Here is a 20,988-nt window from a genome sequence, read left to right as displayed (position 1 = left end):
GGGCGTGTATCGCCCGCGGGGTGTGGCTTACTTCGCGAAGATGTTCGCGATGTACTTGTCGGTGAGCGAAGACCGGAAGGTCAGGCGTTCGGCCGGATAGATCCCGCCGAAGTCGTAACTGAAGGTCGCGTGCCCGTCGGCGATGTCCGCGGCGGTGTTGAACTCTTCGTCGACCCAGCACTCGCCGCCCTGGATCGCGCCGCGGGTCTTCAGGCTCCGCAGGAAGGCGTTCACGCTCATGGTGACGTCCGAGAAGTACGTCTTCGTGATTCCGCGATCGACCGCCCAACGGTGAGCCTTGGCGATCGAGAGATCGACCATGTCGGCGGTGCGGGAGATCGACAGGAAGGTGAACTTCGGGTCGTCCGAGAGCGTGCGGTTGCCCCACAGGCGGAACCCGTTGTCACGGATCACCGTGGCAATGCGATTCTCGTTCAGGATGTTCGCGCGCGAGTTCTTACCGATCGAGTCGATCGGGCGACCGAGGCCGCCGACGCCCTTCAGTACCTTGTTCGAAGGCGACTCCCAGAAGCCGAACTGATCGTCGACCCACGCGATATGACCGGCGACGCGAGCGGATGCCGGCTCGTCGACATATGCCTTGGCCGTGGTGCTGAAGCCGCTCACCTTCGGGTCGACGAGGAAGATACGCCGACTGCCGAAGTCGCCCCGATACGCGAGGGCCGCCGTGTCCGTGGTCGAAGGGCCATCCGCGATAATGTGAGCGCGAAGCTCTTCCGCCACGCCGAGCAGTTCGGCGACGACCGGGTTCGCAAAGTCGTCGATCACGACCACGCCGGTTGCTCCGGTGCCGTCGCCCGAGATCGTCATCGTGAGCGATTCGGTGATGTAGTAGCCGAAGAAGTTGAAGACGATCGCAGTCACCTTGCCGTCGACGATCGTCGCCTTAGCCTTCGGCAGGATCGCATCGGGGCCGCCCCCGGCGAAGGAAACAGTCGCGGTGGTGTAGCCCGAACCCTGATTGCGGATGGCGGCTCGCTTGGCGGCGTTGATGCGCTGATGAGTGAAGCCGGGCGCGATGAGGATCATCGGGGATACGCCAAGCATGGACTCGGCCGCACGAAGCGCATGAACGCCAGTCAAGGCTCCGGTATCGGAGTCGACGCCGCCGACAACGAAGGCAAGGCCACCGCGCTCGGTCGTCGAATGTGGGACGCGAACGCCGACAACGAGGGCGCCGATCTGATCGAAGATCCCATCGAGGGCGCGCGGGCCGGTGCCCGTCTTGCCGAGACCGGCCATGTCGGCCCGCCGGTTGAAGAGCACCGGCACGTTGAGCGGGAATTTTACCGGATCGGCTTCGGGCGCCGTATAGACGAGGCCGATCACGGAAGACCTCACGGCCTGGATCGAACGCGGACCGGAGTCGACCGTGACCGTCTCGACGCCGTGAAGGAAATCTGTGAGCGACATGCGTAACCCCTGAAGAACTTTCAGGACGTTACCGAGCGGCCTTGGCAGTGTCGGGCCTGTTTTGGTCGCCCCTTAGAGGGCCGCGGCGGCTCGCCAGAAGTCGGCGAGGCGTTGCGGCGTCCAACCGAGCGCGTTGCGGATGACGTCGGACAAAGGGTGCGAGCGGAGAAACGTGATCGCCCCCGAGATCAGCATTTCGGCGTTGAACCGTGCATCGGCCGGGAGGTCGGAAATGAGCACGACGAGCTTCGCGGGAATGTCGCCGGTTCGCACGGCCGCCAGCGCCTCGGCCCGATCGATAACGCCATCGATCGCAAGCTGTTGAAAGAACTGGCGGTCGCTGATGACGTCGACGGCCTCGGGCTCGACGGGCGCATACGGCTCGACGGCGATATCCGAGCCGCCAGCCGCGGCGAACAAGGCGCACAACTCGCCGGCTTGTGGCGGGTACGGGGCGAACGTCGTCATCTCGACGTCGCCATCGGCGTAGACGTAGCAAGCCCGGTCCCCCTCGGGCGACGTCATCGTGATACGCATGTTAATAGCTCGCGTCCGCAATCCAATGGGTTTGCACGGTATCGCCAGCGGCAACCGACGCGGGCGATGAGACGGTGAAGCCGCCCGTACCGATATTCTGGACGGTGCCGGCAACGTTCGTGTTCGCGGTGCCGTTTCGGACAGGGGTCGACGTGGTGCCCGTTACCGGGTTGTAGAGCGTCACCGCTGGCGTTGCGCGCTTGCCGGAAGCAAACCGAACCGATCCGAGAGCAAGGCCAGCCGCGGCGGCTTGCGCTTGTTGCTGTAGAGAGCCGGCGTTAGTTGCAGCGCCCGGCGCGTCGTCGACGTTATAGCTCTTCTCGTAATAACGCTGACACATCATGAGATAGTCCGCGGGCGTGCGACGCTCGAAAGGCGAAGGAATGGCAGCCCCAACCGTGCCGATTTCCTCAATCTGCATTTCGCTAATCATTACCTTGAAGGCAACGTTTAACGGAAGATACACATTCCAATTGAGATGATCGTCGCCGTTGGTTCCGAATACCTTGTCCGTCAGGCTTGGAACGTCGAAGATATAAGTAAACCGCGTGTCGTTTGCGGTAAACGTTTGGTCGGCCGGGAAAGACACAATCGGGCACACGACTTGAGGGCTCGGCGTGCCCCCCGTCCCGAAATTCTGCCGCAGAGCGACGGGGTTCGGCATCGGGAAGTTGCCGCCCGAGCCGAACTTCCGCATATTGAAAGAGATTGCGACCCGCTTTCCGGCGAAAGTGCTTCCGCCCTCACAATAGAACTTGAGAACATTCAAGGTCGCGTCGGTCGGCACACCAGATGTTTGAGCCCTTAGCTTTGTCTTGCCGTCGCTATCGACAATCCGGTCGTATTGCATAGTCGCCCCGGCGCCGTTCATGACGCATTGCACCATGTCGCACACGTAACGATTATTATTGTTCGCGGCCGGGATGGACGTTCCTCTTTGCCAAACCTCGAAGGCACCATTCACGAAGCGGTTTCGACTGCCGAACTGCGCCGAGTTTGCGCCGTCCATGCGAACGAAACGGTCATTGAGGCCGGCATTCGCCACGGCCTGATCTTTTTGCGCGGCGGTCAAGGTCTGCGCCGCATCGAACCGAAGCCGGTTATTGATGGCCGTGTTTTGCGTGTCGAGGGCCGTCCCGACCTCGGCGAAGGTATCGCGTGAGGCCGCGGCGCCAGCCGTCAGCGCCGAGACGGTCGCCGACAGGGCGTCGAGCGCGTCCGACACTTCCTTCAGCGTGTCGCGCGCCGCGGTCGACCCGGCGGTGATAGCCGAGACGTTAGCGTTGACGGTTGCCACGCTGGCGGCGACGGCATCGATCGCGTCACTGACTTCCTTCAGCGTGTCGCGATTGGCCGGCGCTCCCCCTTTCAGGGCCGCCACGGCGGCGGCGAGATCGTTCGCAACACCGTCAATTGCGGTGCTCAGTTCCATGAGCGTGTCGCGCGACGCGGGAGCGCCGCCCTTCAGATCGGAGATCCGCGCGGCGATGTCTCGCGACAGTTCGGACACGCTTTCCGCAAGCTCGCCGGCCGTCACGCGGCTGTCCGCGACCGCGAAGACCTTGGCGAGGGTATCAGCGTTATCGTCCGCGCCGCCGAGGATTTCGCTGACGATGCTCGCGCGTCGAGCCGGGGTTAGAAACTGAAGCGAAGAGCTTTCGACGACCATCGCCGCCGGAAAGCCCTTCTCCACTTGGTCGAGCACGTCCTTAACGGCGGCGGCAAGATCCGCCACCGTCAGGTTATACCTCGCAATTAGAGCCTCGACGTCGATCCGGTTCCCCTCACGAAAGTCGTCGGCCAGCTTCTCGACGTCGTCGAGACGCCGATCAAGGTCTTCGTGGATGACGTTCTCTTTCACGAGAACGTCATCCGCTTCGGAAATGCGATATGTCGCGTCAAACTTACGCATTATTCCGGCTCTTTATGCAGACTTGCGAACGGTGATCTGCTCGACGTGGCACGGGATCTTATAGTTATTCGTATCGATGATGAGTTCCGGTTTGACCGCACTCACCGCCGACGTGAACGAGAAGGTCCATTCGACCTCGACGGCCGACTCCTGATCGACGCGGGTTTTCGCCCGGCCGGGCGCGACCGTGATCTTCGGCGCACCCGTTGGTGCCTTCACCGTCCCGTATCCGCTGCCGTAGCGGAGGGCGGCCTTCAGCGTATGCCGCGCGGAATCGTAGGCACCGACTAGTGCGCGAACCTTGATTTCGGTCGCGGTGCCGCCGAGGCCAAAGTCGGTTCCGATCCAGTCGAGATGACCCTTCGGGCGCGAGCAACGGACGCGACTGCCGATCGTGTCGATAATCGGCATCGAGTACATATTGCCGTGGAGCACGACCCGCGCCTCGTAGAGCGCTTGCGTGCCGCCGATGAAGGAAGCTCCCGCCTCGTCGTTGTCGAGTTTCCGCCAGCGGTTGCCGACGAAGATCTCGAAGGTCGCGGTCGAAGAGTTCGGCGCGAGGATCGAGGCGAGGATATCGATGTTCTCGATACCTCCCGACAAGTTCCACGAGCCGAGGCGAACCGTGAGATCGGAGTTATTGAACTTCGCATAGCGAAGGCGGAAGCAAATGTCCTTCGTGATGTCGGGGTCGAAATACTGCATGTCGGTCGTCGAGAGCAGCGTTCCGGCCGTGTAGCGGCTACCGTCCGCGGTCATCACGTCAACGTCGCCGACCGTGTACCAAACGACCGCCCACGGCCGAGCGCGGCCGTCTTCAGTGGAGAGCGGGCCGAGCATGGCCGGCTCGTCGAAGTCGAAGGACGTCCATGCCGGCCACGCCTTGAACTGCGCCTCCGTGAGGGTGACGGTCTGGACGGCGCGCGTCGGGTCGGGTCGGCCCGAGTTGTCGCACTCGCACACCGATGCCGTGATCGAGGCGCCGGCCCCCCACCGCTTGATCCCGAGGTCCGTCCCCGTGACCCAACGTTCGTTAGCCATCAGGAAGGTTTCGGCCTTCACGACGCCGCTAACGGTCTTTTCCTTGACGAGAAGCTTCTCGTAGCTTTCGAGGATCGTATCCTTGAAGATCTGCCGAAGACGCGTCGAGCCGACGATTTTCTTATTTGTCTCGATGATCGGAATTGCGGAGTAGAGCACGCCTTTCGCATCGCGGAACAAGCCGTTGATACTGTCACGGCCGCCGCCCTTCCAGAAGTTCGACGAGTTGCTGACGGTGAAGCCCGTCCCGTACCGGATGCGCGTGACCGACTTCGTGAGCGTCTTCACCGTCACGGTCTGAACGGACACGCCGCCGAGCGGCATGTCGCCCGAAGCCTTCGCAACCGAGAGGCCCGCGACTTCGGTATATGCCGGGCAGATAAGGCCCCGACCGACGTGCATCACGTTCGGGTCGTTCGGGTTGAGCAGGCTCAGCGCGACGGTCGACTCGGCTTCGTAAGCGAAGCGAATGCCTTCCTCGATCCGGGCGTCGAAGTCGACGTTCCCCTTCTGTGTCTCGGGATTCCAGTCCGAAAACTCGTAATCGAGGAAGTTGTCGGTGTAATAGGGCGCATCGTCGACCGGGAGGCCGAGCTTCGCCTTCACGTTCGCAAGGTCGTTCTCGATCGCTCCGATCGCGGCCATCGCGACGGGCGCCCCGGTCTTTGCAGCGACGGCCGCGAGATCGGCCCGCAGGCCGTCGATCGACTGGTTGATCTCGTCGAGATAGTTCACGATATCGGCGATCTGAGTGATCGCCGAATCGAGGCGCTTCGCCTTCGTGTCGTCGCGCATCGTGATCTTCTGGATACCCGAAGTCGTCACGAGGATTTCGGCGACCGCAACCGCGCCGGTCGGGGCGGCGGGAGCCGCGGGACGCGCCGCCTCGACGCTGGGGATGACCGACACGACGACTTTGCGGTTCTTGGTCCGATAGCCGTCATCGACCGACTGCTGAACGCCAGCATTCGGGTTCTTGGGATCAATGGCCCGCTCGTAATAGCGGTTTTCCATATTGTCAGAGACTTCGTCGCCCTGAGCGATCACAAGGCAGATAACCGAGCGGCCGGCGATGGTCGGGACGTAGGTCGCGACAGAGCGGACTTGCTTCTCTTCAAGCGCGTATTGCTTGCCGCCGTCGTAGACGCGACCGGCGGCGATATTCACGCTGACGCCATCGCCGACGGACGAGGTCAGCAATCCGGCATAGCACCGCCCGGCATAAAGAAGATCGCCAGTCGTTAGGGCGATCCCGGTTTGCGGGTACTGTCCGAAACGATCGAAGTCGACCGACTCCACACCCTGAGCTTCGTCGACGAGTGGCCGCCTATACATATTTCAATTGCCTCGTCTTTCGCCGTAGCGAGTGCCCCCTTCGAGGGCTCTGACATCGGCGTAAGTGAGCCTTCTCGTGGCCCTAAGAGACAGGGTGTTTCGGTCGCGCATCGCCTGAGCGTCGACGATTGCTTCCATGATCTCACGGACGACTGGTTCCGACGGTGCCGCGACCTTCCTTCCACGTGGAAGCTTCGTCATCGGGACTTCACGTGACCAATCGACGAGGAAGTTCGCCGTGTAGGCTGAACGCATCACGCGCGATTTGCCGACGACGTTTGACGGCCCGCGGGAAGCCAGCTTGCCCGGCTGATCGCTGAATTTCAGGGACGTGAAGCCGAAGGCGATGACGCTCGGAGCCACAAAGCGCCGGCCGCCTCTCCCTTCGGGCGTAAAGTGAGCGCGAGCGCCCTCGATCTGTTGCCGTCGGGTCTGGATCAAGGCGCCCCTCTCGCCGGGCGTGGCGGTCTCGCGCGTGAACGAGTCGGCGGTTCCAAGGCGCACCGCGAGCGTGTTCACGCCGACGTCCGAGGGCGCGACCGTTCGCGATCCGCCGCGACCGACGATCATGGCGGCTTGCTTCTGGACGGGGAGAATGATGCGCTCGCCGGGCGTGCTAGGATCGCCGAGCGGGATGATGCGAAGCGGCGTCTCGATCCCGTTCCGCATCAGCGTCGCAACACGCGCAAGCCGGGCGTCGGATCGAGCGAAGAGGCTGATGCCGACGAAGCGACCGGGTCGGCGCGGGATGATGAAAGGCGGCGCATCGTAAATGCGGATCTCGGGAAGCGCCTTGCGCCACTCCCGCTGCTCGGTCGCACTGACGGACGAGTCACAGAAGAAGCCGTGCCGCGGCAGATGGGCGCGAACGAGCTTCGCGTCGCGATATCCGAGCGCCATTCGCGTTCCGGCGACGGTCGTCTTCAGCGAGTGATAGAGGCGCGATTCAGCAATGACCGCACGCTTGCGCGAGAGCGGCCAGTCGTCCCGCCAGTAGTCGACAGAGAACGCCCACGCTAGGATCGGAAGCTCGCTCTCGGGGCACGTGAGCGGGTTCCAGAGCGTTCGAAGGGTCTCGGCGAGGGCGAAGGCATTGGGAAGCCTCCACGCGGCCACAAGCGCGACGACGCGCTCGAAGATCCCCGCGCTATCGGTGCTCAGATCCGTGCTTGCCATGGCTTACATGATCTCTGAGGTCACGGTCGGCGGCAGGAAGTACGGCGCGACCTCGGGAGCGGCGGCGTAGTCCCTCGTCGGGTTGTTCACGCGGACAGTGATGACCGGGCCGACATGCGCCGCGGATGCGATGGCCTCGCGGAATACGCCCGCGTTAATGCGATGGGACGATGCGCCGAGGGCGTTCAGAACGGCGACGGCTTTGGCTTCGACCTTCGAGCGGTCCGGCCCGCTCGGCACGTAGAGCGTCACGTTCGGGCGAAGCCGAAGGATCTCGGCCGAGAGCACCGTCACGACGTCGGTCGACTGCGCGCCGCCTTCCCACGAGAAGGCCGCCGCGATCTCGGCGAGAAGAGCGGGCTCGACGGTGCCGTCGCCGTCGCGCCCGAGAACGCGAAGCTCGACGCGGCCGGCGCCCCGATTGATCGGAAAGACGCCCTTGATCCGATCGGCGAAGGCGGTCCGAACCTTGTAGACGTAGCCGCCGGGCGTGAGGCCGACGTCGTTCAGTGCCTCGGGCGCGAGTTGCGCCCGGCTCCGAAGCTCTTCGTCGCTCTCATAGACTGCCGCCGCTCCCGTCAAACGGTTTGCCGGGACCAAGAGCTTCCGGGTTGTCCGGTGGAAGGTTTGCGTCAGATAGTCGAGGTCAGACTTGATTGCGAACGGTAGACGCAAAGAGTTCGCGGCGTCGTTCGTCGCCTGACGCAATAGCATGTCGCCATAGGCGTATGCCTGAAACAGAATAGCGACAGGGTCAGAGTCGATCGTTTCGGTATTGAAGACCGGCAACGTGGGATCTTGAGCCCGCGCGGCGTTCCAAAACTCCACGAACTTCGCCAGAAATTGTTTCAGGCGAGCTTCATAGGCGATAGGGATCAGCGAAGGCGGATCGAGGCGCGAAAAATCAAGCGTCTCGGCGGTGTAGACTGTCATTGCCTCTTCCTGACCGGAACTGGACGGGCCGGACCCGAGGCGAGCGTATCGTTGGCCGTGACGCGCGGGAGGCCGATTAGGTCGCGCCGTCGAGGATCACACGGCCGGTAGCGTCTTCCGCTTCCGAGTAATCGCCCAAATGCCCGCGCGGGAAGTAGACGCCTTTGACGTCGAAGATCGGGTTCCCGTTTGCGAGATCCGAGTCTTCGGACAAGAGCATCTGAACGACGCGGAATCGCGGTTCGGCCTTCAGGGCGCCCGCAATCGCCGCGTAAAACTCGATTAGGGTGAGATCGCTCACGCCGCGGTCGACGAGACGAGGAAGTTCCGACCCGAACTCACGGCGCATCACGCGCGAGCCGACCTTCGTGTTCACGATGGTATCGATCGACTGAAGCACTTCGGCGAAGCCCGAGATCAGCCGGCCGGTTCGTTTGTCGAAAGTCGCCATGTCCGAATCCTAAACCGGCGGCCCGGAGATCGCCGCGCCGGTCATGACGTTGCGGTGCTTGTGGTCGTCGCCGATGCTATGGCCGTTGTGCTTGACCTCGCCGCCATCGATTTCGAGGCCGTCGCCGCTCACCTTCAGGGTCACGCCGCCGATCTTTACGGTGAAGGTGTCGCCCTTCAGCGTCATCGTCCCTTTACCGACCGTGCCGGTGATGGCGTCATCCTTCATCACGAAGGTTCCGCCGCCGGCTTTGATCGTCGCGGTGCCCTTGATCTCTTGATCGCCCTCGGCTTGCGCCGACGCGCCGTCTTGCTGGCCTTCGCTCTTCTTCTTCCCGGTGGCGTTGAAGAGCAGAGCCCCGGTCTCTCGATCATAGGAGATCTCGGCGCCGGTTTTGAACGTCTTCCGCCATACGCCAGGTTTGTCGGTGCCGGCCTTTTCGTCGTCTTCCTTGTTCGTGTATGTCCCGGCCGGCACGACATGCCCGGTCGAGAACTCGCCGCCCTCAGACAGTAGCGTGACCTTTTCGCCGACTTCGAGGAAGTGCGTGTCGACGTCGCCCTTCGCCCGGCCGCCGCCAGCGGGAAGCCAGTCGGTCAGAATATAGTTGTCCTCGTCCTGCTCGTTCCCAAAGGCGACACGATAGACAGGCGGCTTGCGCTTATAATCGACTTCCTTGACGACGCCGTTCAGGCGAACGCCGTCCTGAGCCCGCCGATCGAGGTCGGTGGTCTCCGGGTCGCCGACGCCGCTCGTGCGGACATAGTCGCGAGCGAACTTCATGGGTTCCGCACGCCCTTGTCGCGCGTGATGAGCCGTTCCGGGCTCCCGCCGTTGATGATGAGGTCGACCGTGTCGGGCCGCGTGCCTGGATCGCGGACGCGCCAAGGCCGATCGTATGTGACGTGCCATGTCAGGCCGATCGCGCCGACGGGCCGCCGGACGCCTTCGGTGATGACGTCGACGTCAGTGTCGCCAAGCCGGACGCAAGCCGCCTCGAAGCCGGGAATGTCCCAATCTTCGAGCGCGGCCTCGATCTGCTCGGCAATGTCGTCGAGCTTGTCGTCGACCGTCTCGCCACCGCGGACGAGGGCTTCGACGACGATCTTCAGCTTCGCGCGCGCGAACGTGTCTTCGGCCTCGGCACCATAGTCCTTTTCGGGATCTCGGTCTTCGGTCCGCGTGTAAATCAGGATCGCGGGAAGCTCGTCGTCGTCGTCGAGGGCGACCGGGGCGATCCGGCTCGGGAAGATACGCGAACCCGCGGCCGTCCGATAAACGCCGTCCACGGGCGTCCTGAGCCGTTCCGTGAAGGCTTTGCGGATGACCTTGCGGGGATGGGTCATGCGCCCTCGGCGTCGTCTTCCATCAGGACGAGAACGACCATGCCGGTCCCGTCGGGCTTCGATTCCTGAACGCGGTAGCGAACGCCCTCAATCTTCAGGCGGTCGCGCTGACGGCCGCCCTTCACAAGATCCGACGACCGACAAAGGAAGGTCGGCCCGGTCGAAGTGAAATGCGCCCCGGTCTGCAATTGGTAGTCGTGGCCGGGCCAGCGGTTCGGGTTGAAGTTCGTGGCTTCGGCATCGAAGATGCCGAGCACGGTCTTCGGCTGAGCGTTGCCGTCGCGCGCGAAATACTCGGCCTCGATCCCGAAATCTCTCGGGTCGAGGAAGAGCATGAGGTCGGCGTCGGTCATCGCGCCCAAGGTCAGAGACCTTCGGCGCGAAGCGCGATTGCCGCGGCTACCTCGTCGACGGTCGGCTTGAAGCCGAGAACGCTCGCGAGAACGTCGATCTTCGGCGAGCCATCGGCCTCGAAGTCGGTCGCCTCGTCGAGCAGGTCCATCGTCAGAGCGACGACCGACACGCGGTCATCGTCGGCGGCGGCGTCGGGCGCAGAGGCGACCGGCGGGACCGGCGGAACCTCGTCGTCCTCGGTAGCTTCCGGCTCGGCGGGAAGCTCGGCCTCTTCGCCTTCGACGACCTCCACGCGACCGCGGAGCGCGCGAGCCTCGACGTCGTCGAAGTCGAAGATGGTGGAGCCCGGCGGGTAATATACCCCGCCGTGCTTGATCGTTACGAGCGTCGTGACTGTCGCCATCAGAGCACCTTCGCCGAGAGCGAGGCGTTCTTCCGGTAAGGGACGAGCAGGGGAGCCGACTGGCCGAGCATGTAGCGCTCGGACGGGTCTTCTTCCTCCCACGACTTCACGAAATACTGACGCGGCTGAAGGCCCGCCTTCAGATCCTTGATCGCGCCGAAGTGGCGCACGCCCTCGATCCCGGTCGAGAGCAACAGGACGGTTCCGGCCGGGAGGTTAGAAACCTCGATGCCGGTCTCCGGGTCGACGTGGGCGTCGTTGTACGCCCAAAGCCGAAGGGTGCCGCTGCCGCTCGTGAAGATCGCCACGAGCACGGCGCCTTCACCGCCGATGACGAGCGGGCCGAGCTTCACCTTCGCCTCGTCGAGCGCGCGGACGTCGGTGTTGAGTCGGGCCTTCATCATGAGAGCGGCGGCGGTCGGGAGGCCGGTCTCGTTGTCGATCTCGGCGAGCTTGCCGCGAACGACCTTCCAGACATGCATGTCCATCACGGCATCGGTCGGCCGGATGAACGACTTCTCGTAGACGGTCTGAGACCACTCTTCGAGGTCGTCGACCGGGTCGACACCTTCGACGTCCCACTTGTCGAGGCCGGTCAGCGTGATTGTCAGGGCCGGGTCACGACGGAAGTCGACGACCTTCTCCGGGTAGTTCTCGCCCTTGATGACGAGCTTGCCGGTCGTCAGAACCTCGGCGGCCATCACTTCGAGGCGGCGAACCCACATATCAAGCTGATCGCTCAGCGCCCAAGCCACGGCGCCGGCAAGGCGCTGCTCGGGGGTCAGGCTCCCGCCGATCTTCTCACCGGCCCGGCGCTTGAACTGTTTGTCGGGATTGAAGACCCGCTTGTCCTTGATATAGGCCGGACGGAAGCTCTCGGTCTCATACCCGGCTTCGAGGATGACCTTGCCGGCCACGGTCGGGGCGACGAACGGCGCGATGCGACGAGCGCCCTTAACGTGATCGAACATGATGGTCTCGGAATCCGAGACTTCGACCGTCGGGAAGAAGGCGTTCAGAAGAAACGCGGGGTTGGCGGGAAGCTCTTCGACCACGCGGTTCAGAGCATGAGTTGAAAACAGGTCCATTTTTGTCGAAGCTCTCTTTCGCGCAATGCCCCCTCGGGGCGCTAGGCGACCCGGTTGCGGTTAGGGATGCGGAACGGTGGTCTCGATGAAGATCGACTTGCCTCGGAAGGCATCGTCGATGCTGGCGGCGGTGTGACCGGCACCGATGGCGAGGGCCGACAGGTTGTAATGGCCCGTGATGTAAACGATCGCCTCGACGTCGCCCGAGGTTGCATCCACGGGCTCGCTCAGGATCGCGTCGGGCGTCTGAGAGCCGTCGGTCGCGGCGGCGACGCTCTTGAGATATTCGCGGTCGGCCGTGACCTTGCCGAGCACGGTTCCGCGCGGAAGAATGCCGGCGCCCGACTTGATCGTGACCTTGCGGGCCAGTCCGCCCTTGATAACGAGGTTATCGGGGACGAAAGTGCCCTCGATCTGCGCGTTCGCCGACATTTCCAAACTTCCTAGCTTCAGGCGAAAGCGAGCTTCCGCGCTTCAAGAATTGCAGACACTGCCGCTTCGTCGCCGCCCTTCGGCTCGGTCTTCGACACGGTCCGAACGCTCGCATTGAGGTTCGCATCGTCGTCGATCGCCTTCGCCCGGTCGGCCGCCTTGGCGTGTTCCCGTGTGACGATCAAAGCCTTGAAAGCGTCCACGGTGGAGCCTGTTTTGATCGCCTCGTCGCGCTCGGCCTCGTACCCGGCGACGGTCGCGCCATAGAGGGCGGAAACCCGGTCGCGCTCGGCGGCATTGGCGGTTTCGGTGGCGGCCCTCGTGGCGGCCTCGGTCGCGGCGGCGACGGCGGTGGCCTGATCGGCGGCGGCCTTCTCTTCGGCGGCCTTCACGGCGGCGTCGACGGCGGCCTTCATCTCGTCTTCGGTCGGCATGGTCGCGTTTTCCTGATGGGTGCCGCTCAGTGCGGCGGTTGAAAGCCCGATCGCGCTCAGCGGATCGGTTTGGCTGGCGAGGCTCGCCAGGGTCGACTCGAAGGTGCCGATCGCGTCGGCCATTCCCGCTTTCACGGCGGCCTCTCCGATCAGCACGTCACCTTTTCCGAAGGCGTCGAGAACGTGAGCGACGCTGACGCCGCGGTTGTCCGCGACGGCGTCGACGAAGACTTGAGCGAGCGCGTCGACGCGGGCCTTGATCCGGGCCTTGCCGTCGGTCGTCTTCGGGTCGCTGATTTTGTAGGGCGACTGCGAAGACACGAACTCGTGTCGGCGCACGCCCGAGCGTGCATCTCGCTCGCTCGTGTCGGAATAGGAGGCGCGCACGCCGATCGAGCCGACGGCCGCGCCCGAGCCGATCACGATCCGATCCGCGGCGCTGGCGAGCCAATACCCGGCCGACGCGGCGAGATCCCCGGCATAGGCGACGATCGGCTTCGTGCCTCGCGCCGCGCGAACGGCGGATGCAAGCTCGCCGACGCCGGCCGCCTCGCCGCCGGGCGTGTCGATCGCGAGCAGGATCGCGCGAACGTTCTGGTTATCGACGGCGACCTTGAAGTCGCGCATCAGCGATTCGTAGGACGTGGCGCCGCAAAACTCGGTCATGAGGTTCGCGCGCTTGAACATGGCGCCTTCGGCGTAGACGATCGCCACGCCGTCGCGGACCTTCGCCCGCTCGGACTTCTCCAAGGTCTCGGAGCGCATGGCTTCGAGCGCTTGCGGCGTAACCTCGTGCTCGCGCGCGGCGATTTCGAGCAGCGTCGCAAGGGCGGGCTCTTCCATCGCCCACGATGCGCCGATCGCGGCGTCGATGATGCGAACGGGCATGGCTCAATCCTTCTGAGAGCCGCCAGGGGCGGGCTCGGGCTTGTCGTTCGGTGCCGGCCGAGGCTTGGTCCCGTTCGGGTCGAGAATGGCCGGCTCAAGCCCGGCTTCGACGCGGGCCTTGTGCTCGCGCGCGCGCTGCTCGGTCTTCTGTTTCCAGTCGCCGCCGGTCCGGCGAAGCGTGACCTCTTCGAGCGTCAGGGCGCCGATCTCGACGCCAAGCTTCTCGCCCTCCCATTCCTTCACGGGGTCGAGAATGATCCCGGTTGGAGGAATCCACATGCTGCCGAGCCAAGCCGCCCGGCGAACCGGGCTCTCGAAGAAGCCGGGCGCCTCGATCAAGCCCGCGTTGATGGCGTCGACGATGAACCACTCATAGACCGGGTCGCAAAACGTCGAGATCAGCCATTCACGGCGCTCGTCGAAGAACTGAGCGGCCATCTCAAGAGCAGCGCGCGACGCGGAATAGGATGCCGCGAAGTGCATGATGAGCAGTTCATACGGGATGCTGAGCGCGACGCCGATCTGACGCACGACGGCCGAATAAAAGGCGTCGAAATTCGCATTCGCGCGGCCCGGATTGGCGGTAACGACTTCCTCGTCGGTGCCGATGCTGACTACCGCACCTGGTCCCATGGCGACCTCGTCGGCCCCCATGCCGGGCACGTCGGCGCCGGGCGGAAGACCGGAGTCGTCCTTCGTCTTCAAGAAGACCGTGAAGAAGCTCGACACGACGGCGGCCATAAGCTCGGCCTCCGAGTAGCGATCGAGTTGCTTCAGGATCTCGATGACGGGCGCGAGTTCGGGCACGCCCCGCGTCTGCTCGGGCCGGCGGCGGCGATAGACGTGAAGCGCCATCTGCTCGCCGGACTTCTCGCCGAAGGCGGGAATCTCGGTGTAATCTAGCGACGACCGAAGCATGTAGTCGCCCGGATGGTCGTCGAGCACGAAATACGAGACGGCCGCGCCGTCGCTATCGATCCTCACGCCCGAGCGAATATCGGCGTCGGCGGAAAGGGCGTCGGGCGTCGCGAGGCGGTCGGCCTCGATCACGGCGAGCGCGAGCGGCACGACGGCCGTGCGTTTGGCGCGGCGGCGCAGCACGAGAGCGTCACCGCTCTCGAAGGTGGCCTCGAAGATAAGGCCTTGAAGCTGATAGAAGTTTTGCGTCAGCGTGATATCCGCCGACTTCGACTTCGCCCAAAGGTTAAACAGCTTCTCGGAGCGACGCTCCCACTTGTCGGCCTGCTCTTCGGTGAGGCCGAGAAGTTCGCGGTCGATCGCGGCGCGGAGTTGAAGCCCGGTCCCGACGACGTTGCTCTTCGACGTAGCCGAGGCGCCGGTCGCGATGGGATTGTTGCGGATGAGGTCGCGCGAGCGGGCGCGCAACGTCGGCAGATCTCCAAGGGTGTCGGCGTCGGCCGAGCCCGGATAGGTCTGCCACGCCTTCAGCGAGGTCTTCTTCGACTTCGCGCCCGTGTATTGCCCGGCCATGGTGAGGGCGACGCGCGCCTGATACCGGCGAGCACCGTAGCCCGGCGCAACGGCCGTGATGGCGCGATCGAAGAAGTTCGGTGCGGGGATCTTCATTGCGGAATGATCCGCTGAACGCGGAGGCCGCCGCGCTTCTGGCGCGCGACCTTCTTTTCGAGGCGTTCGGCCCGAGCCTCAAGCTCGCCGAGCGGCGCGCGCCAAATCTCACGGTCTTTGACCGTCACGCGCGCGCCGCGCTGCTCAACCGCTTCGATCGCGGCGGCATTGTCGGCAAGTTGATCTTCGACGCTCTTCGCCATGGACAAAGCCTAGGCGTGGCGTGGCGACCTTCGGAGAGTGTTCCGGTCGCCCCTTTACGGCATTTCGCCGGTTTCGGTGCTGATCCGCTTTCGGCCGCGCGCCCGGAAGATCTCAAGGTCGTCGGGCGGGTTCGCCCCGGCGAGATAGAGCTTCACGAGAACGGCGATCGTGCCGGACACCTTGCTCTTCTCGTTTTCCATGTTGTGAACGTGGTCGTTCCCGTTCGTCGGGGATAGGCCGAGCGCCCGAGCCATCTCGATCGGTGTCAGCGAGCGACCAACCCCCCACTTCTCGCCGAGGGTCGCCCTCGCGGCTTTGATCTCGTTTCCCGTCATCCGGTACACCTCACCATCAACGACGGATATCAGTCGGCTTTCGCCGTCCGAACCGTCGCTAGACCCGAATGGTTAACCTAGTTCGCGCGGCCAGTCCATAACCCATCCGATTTACTCGGCTATGTCACGCCTGAACGCCGCGACTGCGAATCCTCGGCCGCACCGCCGCGGCCGGCGGCGCTGGATCTCGCCTTGCCTCGGGCTCGTGCGTGCCCGACCGAGCGACCGTGACCGGCGCAGCGGAATGCCGGGCCGCGAAAGCCTGTCGAAGAGCCGAAAGGCGACGGCTCATGTCGATCCCGAGCGAAAGACGTGCGGCAATAGCATAAACTCGGCAGTCCAACGGCTCGTTTCGAACCCGATCCTTCACCCATTCCTTCGTCGTGAAGCCACGTCGATCGACCTTCAGAACCGCTTTTTCGGCGGTCAATCCGTCGAAATAAGGCTTCTGATAGGGGTCACGGTCGGGGAAATGGCAGTAACCGGGACCGGGTTCCTTCTTCGACAAGCGTTTATAGTGGAGATCTTTCGCCTGATCGACGCCTAGAACGAAAACCGTCACCTTCTTCGCCGCGTTCTTCGTTCCTTTCGGCGGCCAAATCGGTCGACCGGGTCCGCCAATACCTTTAATTGCGTAGACCTTTCGGCCTAGTCTCGGCCGACAGAAGTCATAGACTTGTTGCGTGAAGTGACCGCCCGAGTCGATGCAAGCCGCCTCGGCACGCATCTCGATCCCGGCCGGATGACGGAATCCGCGCAATAGCGCGTGATCGAGGGACTCCCAAAACGCCGGGTTGTTCGGGTCGCCGTAGCGGACTGCGTAGTCGAGAGACCATGTCTCGTCGTCGGCGCCGAAGCCGAGCCATTCGATCTCGTAACGGTCATCTTGGATATCGACGCCAGCCACGACGGTTCCGACGGCGGTCGGGATCGGGTCTGCCTCATAGGGCTCCCGGCGATGCATCAGGCCATCGCCGTCGACCCGCTCGCCCTTCTCTTCCCACGTCTCGGCGAGGCGCGTGTTGACCCACGTCTTCAGCCGCTCAGGGTGAGGCTTCGCGAGCACGAAGTCGCGCGCCATGATCCCAAGGGACTGCCACGGCGAGGCGATGCGGTTGAGATGGAAGCCGGCATGACCCTTCACTTCCGGCCGGGTCGCAATCCAGCGACCGAGCCCGATCGCTTCGAGGCGTTCGGCTTCCGACCATGGATAATCGCAAACCTCGCCGGTCGAGGCGTCGACGGCCTCGCAATGATAACGGGCTTCCTCGGGCTTCCCTTCAGGCCACCGAACTTGCTTCCACTGAAGATGCTGCTCGTGAGCGCATTTCGGGCACGGCACGAAATAGCGGCGCTGATCCGATTCGAGATAGGCCGCTTCGATGCGGCTCGCGCCCTTGATCGTCGGCGTCGAGACGAGCGCGATCTTCCGATTCCAGAAGGTCGTGGTGCGCTCGATCGCCAGCGAGACCGGATCGCCTTCCTTACCGGCCGACGCGTCATAGCGATCGACCTCGTCGGCGAGAAGAATACGGATCGGGCGCGAGGCAAGAGAGGCCGGCGAGTTCGCGCCAGCGAGCGTAATATGCCCGCCCGCGAACTTCTTATGAAGAATAGTGTCTTCGGAGTCCCGAGAGTTCGCACCGATCTTCGCCGCGATGCATGGGGTGTCTCGGATCATCGTCGAGAGACGATCCTTCGAGAACGCTTCCGCCATCTGCAACGTCGGTTGCAGAATAAGCATAGGACACGGATCAAGATCGACGTGGAACCCGGCAATATTCAGCAAAGCTTCGGATTTGAAGCTCTGCGCCGAGACCATCACCGAAACTTGCTCGATATCCGGGTCGCTGAACGCGTCCATGACGCCGCGAGACGGCTCGACGCGGCTCGTCGACCATTTGCCGGGCTCCGCGGAGGCTTCCGACGAAAGCACGCGCCGATCGTCGGCCCATTCCGAGACCGTGAACTTCGGCGGCGGCGAGAACGACTGGCCGATAAGCTCGCGGATGCGCGCTCGAAGAGCGGCTTCGTGCTCGGAATCGAAGTCGTCGAGGATTTCGAGCTTCGAAGGGTCGACGTGCTCGCTCACTGAGGCGTCTCGGCGCTTCCGAAGCTCTTGATCTCGGTCAGAGCCGCGTGAATCAGGGAGTCGACCTCGGCGACGAGCTTCTTCGCCCGCTCAGGGTCGGACGCGTGAAGCTGAGCGTGCGGCCGGAACTTCGTCGGCACCGCGAGAAGGCGGGCGCGCGCGTTCGCGATCTCGTCGGACACGACCCGAGCGATCGTGTCGATCGGCGCGACGGCGCCAAGCTCGCGCGCAAGGCTCAACTCGGCCGATTTCGCCTTCGCGATCTCGTGGCGTTGCTTCGCCTCGTCGAGGCTCATGCGGCCCTCGCCGCTATCCTCACCCTTCTCGTCGCCGAAGACGTTCCCGCGCGTGCGGCGGGTCGCCCGAGCCTTTTTGATGAGCCAGGTATGAGCCTCCGCGGTGTCGATTTCCCACGCGACGCCCTTGGCGCCTTGCTTGCGCGTCGGAAGCCCTTCCTTGATCCATGTGTCGACGGTCGGAAGCGAGTAACCGAAGATCTCGGCAAGCTCGGCCCGGTTGACGATCTTCCCCATAGGTCAATCCGCGAGGCATAGGGCCATGGCGGCGCCAATCCCGACCGATGGAAGGTCAAGGGCGCCGAAGCCCGCCAGAAAGGCCGCCACGGTCATCAGGAAGAGCCTCAACGGCGGACCTCCGGGCGGCAGAGACGAAGGATCTCGCAAGCCGCGTCGAGCGCGCCGGGACGCCCCATGATGCGGAAGCCCTCGATCAGGGCGACGAGAGGCGCGTAAAGCATCACGCGAACCTCGCCAGGATGAGCGCGAATGCCGCGAGGCCCGCCGCCCAAAGCATCGTTTCGCGGAAGCTTCGGCGGTCGCCGCGCTGACGATCCTCACCGGCGGTTCCGGCGAGCACGAGCGCGAGTCCGCCGATGACGTGCGAGGCGATAAAGCTAAGCATCAGAGCAGGCCCGCCATATGAGCGAGGCACACGGCCACGACGAAGACGAAGAGGGCGAACGCCAACCCGGCGCCGATCGAGAGGGCGAAGGCGAGCATCATGATCCGCTCGACGAGGCCCGGCGCCGGATACCGGCGACTGCGCTGAAGGACGCGGCACATCAGGCGGCGACCTTCGAGGCGTGCCGACGCTTGGCGGCGAGAACGTTCATCTCGACGACCGCGAAAAGCTCGGCCCGTGAGGCGCAGTTGTAGAGCTTCCGGTCGGGCACGACGTCGAGCGCTTCGCTCACGTGGGCGCCGGGCCGGGGACGCATGTCCTCGACGGTGCGGCTCACGCGCCAAATCTCGCCGCCGAGCCGATAGATCGCGTCGACCTCGTTCGGATAGCGGACGTCGTCGAAGACCACGAAGGGGAGCCGGCGATTGCTGAGGGCGGCGGCTTCGGTGTCGACCCAAAGGTCGAGATCCATGCGCTCGCGGCCCCACGTGTGGCCGAGTTCGATCATCGCGTGCCGAGGCGTGCGGCCGTTGAGCAGAGCCGACGGGGTCTCTTTCAGGTCGCCTTCGACCATTCGCTCGATCAAGGCGTCGTCGGCTCCGCGGTAGCGAAGGAACGTGCGGAACATAGCCTTCAGCGCACCGGCAAACTTGCCTCGTGCGAAGCTGTATTTCTCGATCAGATGGTCGGCGACGGTGGATTTACCCGATCCGGCGACGCCCGTTAGGCCGATCACAAGCATTCATGCGGCTCCGCTACTTCCCGAAGCCGGTGTCCCACGAGTTGCCAATCGTTTAGGGGTCGTTTTGGTATCTCTGAGCGAGCAAGCCGCGCGTTTCTGCTCTCGCGGCTCAGCAAAGCCGGATTGATGACGAGTCATAAATCGAGCAAAAAAAGTTCGTATCTGGCCGACTGTCGAAGTCGCGCGTCACCCGCACCCGGCGGCCCCCCGGAAGGACCCTAAAGGTTGCCCAAATGTCACACTGAGGCATAGAGGCAACGACTGTTGCCCGAATGTCACGTGACACTCAGGTTCGACTGTTGCATTTCGGTTCTGTCAACCCCGATACTGGGGTTTTTCAAGCAAAACCGAAGATATTTCGCAATAAAAGCGCGATCAATACATGGGTTAGTCTTCGAACCACGCCACGAGGTCTGTCCCGAGGGTCGGCATAGGCACGCTCGGCAGGAAGTAGCGCATCGCAGGCTTCCCTCGACGCTGTAGACGCATCTCCGCGCCCTGGATCATCTCGGCCTCGATCAGTTCGCCGAGCATCGTGTCGACCTCCCTCATGCTCGGCTTCGGGTTGAACGCCCGGCACACGTCCGTCTTCGTGGCGCCTCTCGTGCCCGCCTTCCTGACGATCGCAACGATACGCTCGTGACGATCAAGCCCGCTCACGATCCGCTTCGGCTTCGGCTTCGCGCTTTGGATCTCGCTCACGATCGCGTCTCTCGCCATCATGGGTTCACGAGAGGCGAGAGCCTTCATCACGTCCTCTCTGAACGTCTTCCACATGCCAGCGCGTAGGCTGGCGAGGTTCGCCCCTCGCTCCACATGGCGCCGCATCAGCGTCGAGATCTGAGCCACCGCACGCAACTCCCGGCTTCTCGCCTCCGCTGTCGTCACGCTCTCCCGCTCCGCAATGGTCTCCGAGAGGCGCAGCATGTGTGGAGCGACCACGGACAGGAAGCGATCGGTCTCGCTCTCCCTTGGCTTGGCGAACCGTCGGCTCTCGGGCTTCGCCCCGAATACCCTGACCTCGACGCCATCCCTGACCGGGAAGATCAGCTTCTTCGAGGCGAGAGCCCTGACGATCTCCGGTCGATCGAGCAGGAAGACCGACTCAAGGCAATCGGCCTCGAAGACCGAGAGAGGGATGCCTTCCGGCGGGATCGATGAAGCTCGGTCCGTTACCTGACGGATGATCCGTTGCCAGTCCCCACGAAGCCGACGGACGGCGGGAAAAACGGGCATCGTCGCCCCTCCGAGAGTTAGCGCCTATATATAGATAGATAGGAGGGGGAACTTCCTACCGATCTATAAACGTTCTCTTTTTACCATCTCACCCTATTATATATAGG

23 protein-coding genes are annotated in these 20,988 nt (G+C 63.7%); all 23 read right to left on the bottom strand.

The window, feature by feature from the left end:
• Positions 1 to 27: 27 nt before the first annotated feature.
• On the bottom strand, positions 28 to 1,434 hold the full coding sequence (locus RQI43_RS18575; protein ID WP_311276174.1) for a phage tail sheath subtilisin-like domain-containing protein: 1,407 nt from the start codon (positions 1,432 to 1,434) through the stop codon (positions 28 to 30).
• A gap of 72 nt (positions 1,435 to 1,506) precedes the next feature.
• Positions 1,507 to 1,971 (bottom strand): hypothetical protein, encoded by a 465-nt coding sequence (locus tag RQI43_RS18570; protein WP_311276173.1) that lies wholly within the window; start codon positions 1,969 to 1,971, stop codon positions 1,507 to 1,509.
• Between the two features lies 1 nt (position 1,972).
• Positions 1,973 to 3,883 carry a hypothetical protein gene (locus tag RQI43_RS18565; protein WP_311276172.1) on the bottom strand — a complete coding sequence of 637 codons (1,911 nt, stop codon included), beginning with the start codon at positions 3,881 to 3,883 and terminating at the stop codon, positions 1,973 to 1,975.
• Positions 3,884 to 3,895: 12 nt separating this feature from the next.
• Positions 3,896 to 6,124: a hypothetical protein gene (locus tag RQI43_RS18560; protein WP_311276171.1), complete on the bottom strand. Its 2,229-nt coding sequence runs from the start codon at positions 6,122 to 6,124 to the stop codon at positions 3,896 to 3,898.
• Positions 6,125 to 6,262: 138 nt separating this feature from the next.
• The gene (locus RQI43_RS18555) at positions 6,263 to 7,435 is read right to left on the bottom strand and encodes a phage tail protein I (RefSeq protein WP_405030660.1); all 1,173 of its coding nucleotides are present in this window, start codon (positions 7,433 to 7,435) and stop codon (positions 6,263 to 6,265) included.
• Between the two features lie 3 nt (positions 7,436 to 7,438).
• On the bottom strand, positions 7,439 to 8,368 hold the full coding sequence (locus RQI43_RS18550; RefSeq protein WP_311276170.1) for a baseplate J/gp47 family protein: 930 nt from the start codon (positions 8,366 to 8,368) through the stop codon (positions 7,439 to 7,441).
• A 76-nt stretch (positions 8,369 to 8,444) separates the two neighbouring features.
• Entirely contained in the window at positions 8,445 to 8,819 is a 375-nt protein-coding gene (locus tag RQI43_RS18545; protein WP_311276169.1) for a GPW/gp25 family protein, read from the bottom strand.
• 9 nt (positions 8,820 to 8,828) lie between these two features.
• Complete coding sequence (locus tag RQI43_RS18540) at positions 8,829 to 9,602, bottom strand: hypothetical protein (RefSeq protein WP_311276168.1); 774 nt, start codon at positions 9,600 to 9,602, stop codon at positions 8,829 to 8,831.
• Positions 9,599 to 10,165, bottom strand: a complete 567-nt coding sequence (locus RQI43_RS18535; RefSeq protein WP_311276167.1) for a hypothetical protein — start codon at positions 10,163 to 10,165, stop codon at positions 9,599 to 9,601. The genes RQI43_RS18540 and RQI43_RS18535 overlap by 4 nt, the downstream gene beginning before the upstream one ends.
• Positions 10,162 to 10,518 carry a head-tail joining protein gene (locus RQI43_RS18530; protein ID WP_311276166.1) on the bottom strand — a complete coding sequence of 119 codons (357 nt, stop codon included), beginning with the start codon at positions 10,516 to 10,518 and terminating at the stop codon, positions 10,162 to 10,164. Before RQI43_RS18530 ends, RQI43_RS18535 begins: the two co-directional genes overlap by 4 nt.
• An 11-nt stretch (positions 10,519 to 10,529) precedes the next feature.
• Positions 10,530 to 10,922 (bottom strand): hypothetical protein, encoded by a 393-nt coding sequence (locus RQI43_RS18525; protein ID WP_311276165.1) that lies wholly within the window; start codon positions 10,920 to 10,922, stop codon positions 10,530 to 10,532.
• Positions 10,922 to 12,010, bottom strand: coding sequence for a major capsid protein (locus tag RQI43_RS18520; RefSeq protein ID WP_311276164.1), 1,089 nt, complete (start codon positions 12,008 to 12,010; stop codon positions 10,922 to 10,924). Before RQI43_RS18520 ends, RQI43_RS18525 begins: the two co-directional genes overlap by 1 nt.
• A 60-nt stretch (positions 12,011 to 12,070) precedes the next feature.
• The gene (locus tag RQI43_RS18515; RefSeq protein ID WP_311276163.1) at positions 12,071 to 12,442 is read right to left on the bottom strand and encodes a head decoration protein; all 372 of its coding nucleotides are present in this window, start codon (positions 12,440 to 12,442) and stop codon (positions 12,071 to 12,073) included.
• 17 nt (positions 12,443 to 12,459) lie between these two features.
• Positions 12,460 to 13,764, bottom strand: coding sequence for a S49 family peptidase (locus RQI43_RS18510; RefSeq protein ID WP_311276162.1), 1,305 nt, complete (start codon positions 13,762 to 13,764; stop codon positions 12,460 to 12,462).
• Positions 13,765 to 13,767: 3 nt separating this feature from the next.
• Entirely contained in the window at positions 13,768 to 15,351 is a 1,584-nt protein-coding gene (locus RQI43_RS18505) for a phage portal protein (RefSeq protein WP_311276161.1), read from the bottom strand.
• Positions 15,348 to 15,554 (bottom strand): hypothetical protein, encoded by a 207-nt coding sequence (locus tag RQI43_RS18500; RefSeq protein WP_311276160.1) that lies wholly within the window; start codon positions 15,552 to 15,554, stop codon positions 15,348 to 15,350. The genes RQI43_RS18505 and RQI43_RS18500 overlap by 4 nt, the downstream gene beginning before the upstream one ends.
• A 54-nt stretch (positions 15,555 to 15,608) precedes the next feature.
• Positions 15,609 to 15,890, bottom strand: a complete 282-nt coding sequence (locus RQI43_RS18495) for a hypothetical protein (RefSeq protein WP_311276159.1) — start codon at positions 15,888 to 15,890, stop codon at positions 15,609 to 15,611.
• A gap of 124 nt (positions 15,891 to 16,014) precedes the next feature.
• The gene (locus tag RQI43_RS18490) at positions 16,015 to 17,826 is read right to left on the bottom strand and encodes a phage terminase large subunit family protein (protein ID WP_311276158.1); all 1,812 of its coding nucleotides are present in this window, start codon (positions 17,824 to 17,826) and stop codon (positions 16,015 to 16,017) included.
• A gap of 152 nt (positions 17,827 to 17,978) precedes the next feature.
• Positions 17,979 to 18,515, bottom strand: a complete 537-nt coding sequence (locus RQI43_RS18485; protein ID WP_311276157.1) for a terminase small subunit — start codon at positions 18,513 to 18,515, stop codon at positions 17,979 to 17,981.
• A gap of 223 nt (positions 18,516 to 18,738) precedes the next feature.
• Positions 18,739 to 18,903, bottom strand: a complete 165-nt coding sequence (locus RQI43_RS18480) for a hypothetical protein (RefSeq protein WP_311276156.1) — start codon at positions 18,901 to 18,903, stop codon at positions 18,739 to 18,741.
• Positions 18,903 to 19,064 (bottom strand): hypothetical protein, encoded by a 162-nt coding sequence (locus RQI43_RS18475; protein ID WP_311276155.1) that lies wholly within the window; start codon positions 19,062 to 19,064, stop codon positions 18,903 to 18,905. The genes RQI43_RS18480 and RQI43_RS18475 overlap by 1 nt, the downstream gene beginning before the upstream one ends.
• Positions 19,064 to 19,645, bottom strand: a complete 582-nt coding sequence (locus RQI43_RS18470) for a hypothetical protein (protein ID WP_311276154.1) — start codon at positions 19,643 to 19,645, stop codon at positions 19,064 to 19,066. The genes RQI43_RS18475 and RQI43_RS18470 overlap by 1 nt, the downstream gene beginning before the upstream one ends.
• 387 nt (positions 19,646 to 20,032) lie before the next feature.
• The gene (locus RQI43_RS18465) at positions 20,033 to 20,881 is read right to left on the bottom strand and encodes a hypothetical protein (RefSeq protein ID WP_311276153.1); all 849 of its coding nucleotides are present in this window, start codon (positions 20,879 to 20,881) and stop codon (positions 20,033 to 20,035) included.
• Positions 20,882 to 20,988: the final 107 nt, after the last annotated feature.

The organism is Methylobacterium sp. WCS2018Hpa-22, from assembly GCF_031843785.1.
Lineage (GTDB): Bacteria > Pseudomonadota > Alphaproteobacteria > Rhizobiales > Beijerinckiaceae > Methylobacterium.
This window is presented reverse-complemented; position numbering and strand designations above follow the sequence as displayed.